Here is a 4,780-nt window from a genome sequence, read left to right as displayed (position 1 = left end):
GCTGCTGTACGGCAACCGCAGCAGCCGCACCGTGATGTTCGCCGAGGAGCTCGGCGACCTGAAGAACCGGTACGGCCCCCGCCTCCAGCTCGTCCACGTGCTCTCCCGGGAGCCGCGCGACGTCGAGCTGTTCTCCGGCCGGCTGGACGGCGACCGGCTGCGGCGGCTGTTCACCGAGCTGGTGCCGATCGAGACGTTCGACCACGTCTGGCTGTGCGGGCCGCTGCGCATGGTCGAGGACGCCCGCCAGGTGCTCGCCGAGCTCGACGTCCCGGCCGCGAAGGTGCACGTCGAGCTCTTCTACGTCGACGCTCCCCCGCCTCAGCCGAGGCGGCCCGAGGGCGTGCCGGCGGGCGCGACGACCGTGCTGACGACGGTGCTCGACGGAAGGCGCACGACCGCCACCGTCTCGCGCGAGTCCACCCTGCTCGACGGCGCCCAGCAGACCCGCTCGGACCTGCCGTTCGCCTGCCGGGGCGGGGTCTGCGGCACCTGCCGGGCGGTGGTCCGCGAGGGCGCGGCGGACATGCGCCGCAACTACGCGCTCGAACCGGCCGAGGTGGACGCCGGTTTCGTGCTCACCTGCCAGACGTTCCCGGCCGGCGACCGTGTCACCGTGGACTACGACGCCTGACCCCGACGCAGAGGAGTTTTCCGTGACGAAAGCCCGCGCTCCCCAGGCGGAGCGCCCATGACCCTCATCGTCGAGGAGGGCGCCGACCGGGTGGTGTGGCGGCTCAACCGGCCGCAGGTGCGCAACGCGATCGACCGGGAGCTGGTCGCCGCGCTGCACGAGGCGTGCGCCGCCGTCGAGGACGAGCCGCGCGTCGTGCTGCTCACCGGCGAGGGCACGACCTTCGCCGCCGGGGCCGACATCGCCCAGCTCCGCGACCGGGACCGGGGCGACGCGCTGCGCGGCATCAACTCCAGGATCTTCGACCGGATCCACCGGCTGCCGATGCCGACCATCGCCCTCGTGGACGGTTACGCCCTGGGCGGCGGGGCCGAGCTGGCCTACGCCTGCGACTTCCGGATCGGCACGCCGCGCACCCGGATCGGCAACCCGGAGACCGACCTCGGCATCCTGGCCGCCGCCGGGGCCGCCTGGCGGCTGGCCGAGCTGGTCGGGGAGCCGCTGGCCAAGGAGATCCTGCTCGCCGGCCGGGTGCTGACGGCCGACGAGGCGCGGGCGGCGCACCTGCTCAACGACGTCGTGGAGCCGGAGGACCTGCTCGCCGCCGGCCACCGGCTGGCCGACCGCATCGCGGCGCGGGCGCCGCTGGCCACCCGGCTGACCAAGGCCGTCTTCCACGCCCCGCGCGCCGCGCACCCGTTCGTGGACGACCTGGCCCAGGCGGTCCTGTTCGAGACCGAGGAGAAGCACGCGCGCATGACGGCGTTCCTCGACCGGCGGAAGGAGCCGCGCTCATGACGTCTCCATCACCCCTGCCGCACATCGTCGGCGTCTTCGGCGGCGGGCGGATGGGGTCGGGCATCGCGCACGCCTTCCTCGCCGCCGGCAGCCGGGTCGTCGTCGTGGAGAGCGACCCGCGGGCCGCCGCCGCAGCCCTGGAACGGGTGACCGGCAGCCTGGCCAAGGCCGCGGAGAAGGGCAGGCTGGGCAGCCCGCTCCCGGACGTCCTGTCCCGGCTGCGCACGACGGCCGACCCGGCCGAGCTGGCCCCGTGCGAGCTGGTCGTGGAGGCGGTGCCGGAGGACGCGGCGCTCAAGGCCCAGGTGTTCGCCCTGGTCGAGCGGCAGGCGCCGGGCGCGGTGCTGGCCACGAACACCAGCAGCCTGTCGATCGGCGGGCTCGCGGCCGGCCTGGCCGCGCCGGAGCGTTTCATCGGGCTGCACTTCTTCAACCCCGTCCCGGTCAGCGACCTCATCGAGGTCGTCGTCGGCCCGCGGACGGACCCCGAGCTGGTCGAACGGGCCCAGGAGTGGACGCGGGCGCTCGGCAGGACGCCGGTCACGGTGGCCGACTCGCCGGGCTTCGCCAGCAGCCGGCTCGGCGTCTGCCTGGCCCTGGAGGCGATGCGGATGCTGGAGGAGGGCGTGGCGAGCGCGGCCGACATCGACACGGCCATGACTCTCGGCTACCGCCACCCGACGGGCCCGCTGCGCACCACCGACGTGGTGGGCCTGGACGTGCGGCTCGCGATCGCCGAGCACCTGGCCCGCGAGCTCGGCCCCCGGTTCGAGCCGCCGCGGATCCTGCGCGACCTGGTGGCCGCCGGGCATCTCGGCCGCAAGACGGGCCAGGGGTTCTACACCTGGTGAGCCCCGGGCGCGTGCCCGGCCAGGCCGTCGAAGGCGATCGCGGTGACGGCGTCGGCGACCATCGCCCGGTCGTAGGCGCCGTCCGGGCGGTACCACTCCACCAGCGAGTTGACCATGCCGAACAGCAGCCGGCTGACCAGCGCGGGCGGCACGTCGTCGCGCAGCGCGCCCTCGGCGACGGCGTCGGCGACCAGCGCGGCGAGGCGGTCGTCGAGCCAGCGGCGGCGTTCGAGCGCGGCCAGCTCGACCGGGCTGTTGCCGCGCACCCGGAGCAGGAGCGTGACGCTCGGCTGGTGGGCGACCAGCACCTCGACGCTGCGCCGCACGACCTCGCGCAGGCGTTCGTAGGCCGTGCGGCCGGCGGCGTCGCGGGTGGCGGCGGTGACGGCGGCGGTGAGCTCGTCGAGGGCGTCGTCGAGGGCCTGGCCGAGCAGTTGCTCCTTGCCCGTGACGTGGTGGTAGATGGCCGGCTTGGTCAGGCCGAGCTCCTTGGCCAGGTCTCCCATGCTGGTGGCGTCGTATCCCCTGCGGTTGAACAGCTCCACCGCGGCGCGCAGGATCGCGGCCTGGTCGTAGCCGGGTCGGCCGCGCCCGCGGCGCGGGGCGGGCCCGGCGGGCTCGGTCGTCGTCACGAAAGCCAGCATCTCACGGCAGATCAGACCTCTTCCCCGAGGCGGCGCACCCCCGGGACGCCGGAACGCTCGCGGGGTACAGTCGTGACGATCTTCTCCTACCCTCCGAGGAGTGAGCCCCGTGACGTTGCCCGCCGACAGCCATGTGCACAGCGAATGGTCCTGGGACGCCCCGAAGGGCGACATGGAGCGTTCCTGCGCGCGGGCGGTGGAGCTCGGCCTGCCCGCCATCGCCTTCACCGAGCACGTCGACCACACGGTCTGGACGGTCGACCCCGGCGCCCTCGACGGCCACGACCACCTGCTCGCGCTGACGACGCCGGACGGCCACCTCCCTCCCCCGGCCTTCGACGCCGCGGGCTACCTGGAGGCGGTCGAGCGGTGCCGCGAACGGTTCCCGGAGCTGCGCATCCTGAGCGGCCTGGAGCTGGGCGAGCCGCACCGGCACGCCGGGGAGGTCGCCCGCGTGCTCGCCGCCGGGCGCTTCGACCGGGTGCTCGGCTCCCTGCACAGCCTGCCCGCCGGCGACGGGTTCTGCGAGCCGCCCGGCCTGTACGCCCGCAGCGCCGCCGCCCAGGTGGTCCGGGACTACCTGGCCGAGATCCCCGAACTGGTCGCGGGCAGCGACGTGTTCGCCGTGCTGGCCCACGTCGACTACCCGGTGCGCTACTGGCCGCGGGCGGCCGGGCCGTTCGACCCGGCCGGCTTCGAGGAGGAGTTCCGGCACGCGCTGCGGGTGACCGCCGGGTCGGGCCGGGCGCTGGAGATCAACACGGTCCTGCCGCTGCACACGACGCTGCTCGGGTGGTGGCGGGAGGAGGGCGGGCAGGCCGTGACGTTCGGCAGCGACGCCCACGAGCCGTCCGTCGTCGCGCGCCGGTTCCGGGAGGCGGCGGAGCTGGCCCGGGCGCACGGCTTCCGCCCGGGCCGGGACCCGTACGACTTCTGGGGCCGTACGGGCTGACCACCGCCCTCCGGGCCCCTCAGCGGTCCACCAGGCGGGCCCGGAGCAGCGCCAGGTCGTCCGGTGGCAGGCCGCCGGCCAGCAGGTACGCCTGCGCGCCGCCGTGCCGCTCGTCCAGGTGGGCCAGGGCGGCCAGCATGGTGTCCGCGGTGACCTCGGCGAACAGGCGCAGCGCCCTGGCCCGCCCCGCGTCGCCGTCCAGGGCGGCCAGGTGCTCGTCGAGGCGCAGGCAGACGGCCGTCATGGCGTAGTCGGCGGCGATCTCCTGCCGGGAGACGCCGGCCAGCGAGAGGGCCAGCGCGACCGCCAGCCCGGTTCTGTCCTTGCCGGAGTGGCAGTGCAGCAGGACGCCCCCGTCCGGCGCGTGGGCGACGGCCGACAGGACGGCGGCGAACCGGGCGGCGCCCCGGTCGAGGATCACCCGGTAGATGCCGGGCAGGGTGTCGTCCAGCGCCTCCAGGACGGTGTCCTCGTCCCGCAGGACGGGCAGGTGGCGGCGGCCCGGCACGTCGGGACCGGGGTCGGCCCGGCACTCGGCGGCCAGCCGGAGGTCGGCGACGAGCCGGATCCCGTGCGCCCGCAGCGCCGGGACGGCCGTGCCCCTCGGACGGTCGCCCCGCACCAGCGCGCCCCACCGGATGCGCCCGCCGTCCTCGGTCGGCAGCCCGCCGAGGTCGCGCACGTTCTCGCAGCCCGGCCAGCTCAGCACCCGGCCGCCCGACGGCGGCTCCAGGCGCGTCACGCGAGGTCCCGCAGGTTGCTGGTCCAGGCGTCGATGGTGGCCTGCCACTCCTTCGGATCCTCGGGCCGTCCGGGCACGCCGGGCCTGGTCTGCCAGGGCAGCGGCCCCGACTCCGGCCGGTACTCCACCCCGATCGCCGCCAGCCGCGGCAGGTGGCCC

Annotated in this window: 6 protein-coding genes; 4 read left to right on the top strand and 2 right to left on the bottom strand. The window is 75.6% G+C overall.

Translation table 11 applies throughout. From position 1 onward, the window contains the following. The 3 genes from ACWCSD_RS47935 to ACWCSD_RS47925 all read left to right on the top strand — a co-directional run. A partial coding sequence (locus ACWCSD_RS47935) for a 2Fe-2S iron-sulfur cluster-binding protein (protein WP_449925712.1) occupies positions 1-634 on the top strand: 634 nt, incomplete at its 5' end. Positions 635-691: 57 nt separating this feature from the next. Then, a complete protein-coding gene (locus ACWCSD_RS47930; protein ID WP_397164110.1) occupies positions 692-1,432 on the top strand; it encodes an enoyl-CoA hydratase/isomerase family protein in 741 nt (246 codons plus the stop codon). Further along, complete coding sequence (locus ACWCSD_RS47925; RefSeq protein ID WP_449925710.1) at positions 1,429-2,283, top strand: 3-hydroxyacyl-CoA dehydrogenase family protein; 855 nt, start codon at positions 1,429-1,431, stop codon at positions 2,281-2,283. Before ACWCSD_RS47930 ends, ACWCSD_RS47925 begins: the two co-directional genes overlap by 4 nt. On the opposite strand, the gene ACWCSD_RS47920 is transcribed toward ACWCSD_RS47925, so the two are convergent. Beyond that, complete coding sequence (locus tag ACWCSD_RS47920; protein WP_358293360.1) at positions 2,271-2,915, bottom strand: TetR/AcrR family transcriptional regulator; 645 nt, start codon at positions 2,913-2,915, stop codon at positions 2,271-2,273. The two genes, ACWCSD_RS47925 and ACWCSD_RS47920, sit on opposite strands and share 13 nt — an antisense overlap. A gap of 121 nt (positions 2,916-3,036) precedes the next feature. Between ACWCSD_RS47920 and ACWCSD_RS47915 the strand changes: the two genes are divergently transcribed. Next, positions 3,037-3,879 (top strand): PHP domain-containing protein, encoded by an 843-nt coding sequence (locus ACWCSD_RS47915; RefSeq protein ID WP_449925706.1) that lies wholly within the window; start codon positions 3,037-3,039, stop codon positions 3,877-3,879. Between the two features lie 19 nt (positions 3,880-3,898). Here ACWCSD_RS47915 and ACWCSD_RS47910 read toward each other — a convergent pair whose 3' ends face one another. Next, the gene (locus ACWCSD_RS47910) at positions 3,899-4,621 is read right to left on the bottom strand and encodes a tyrosine-protein phosphatase (protein ID WP_397164103.1); all 723 of its coding nucleotides are present in this window, start codon (positions 4,619-4,621) and stop codon (positions 3,899-3,901) included. Positions 4,622-4,780 lie beyond the last annotated feature (159 nt).

It is taken from the genome of Nonomuraea sp. NPDC001684 (genome assembly GCF_053596515.1).
Note: the sequence above shows the minus strand (reverse complement) of the source record. Positions and strands in the feature narration are given on the sequence as shown.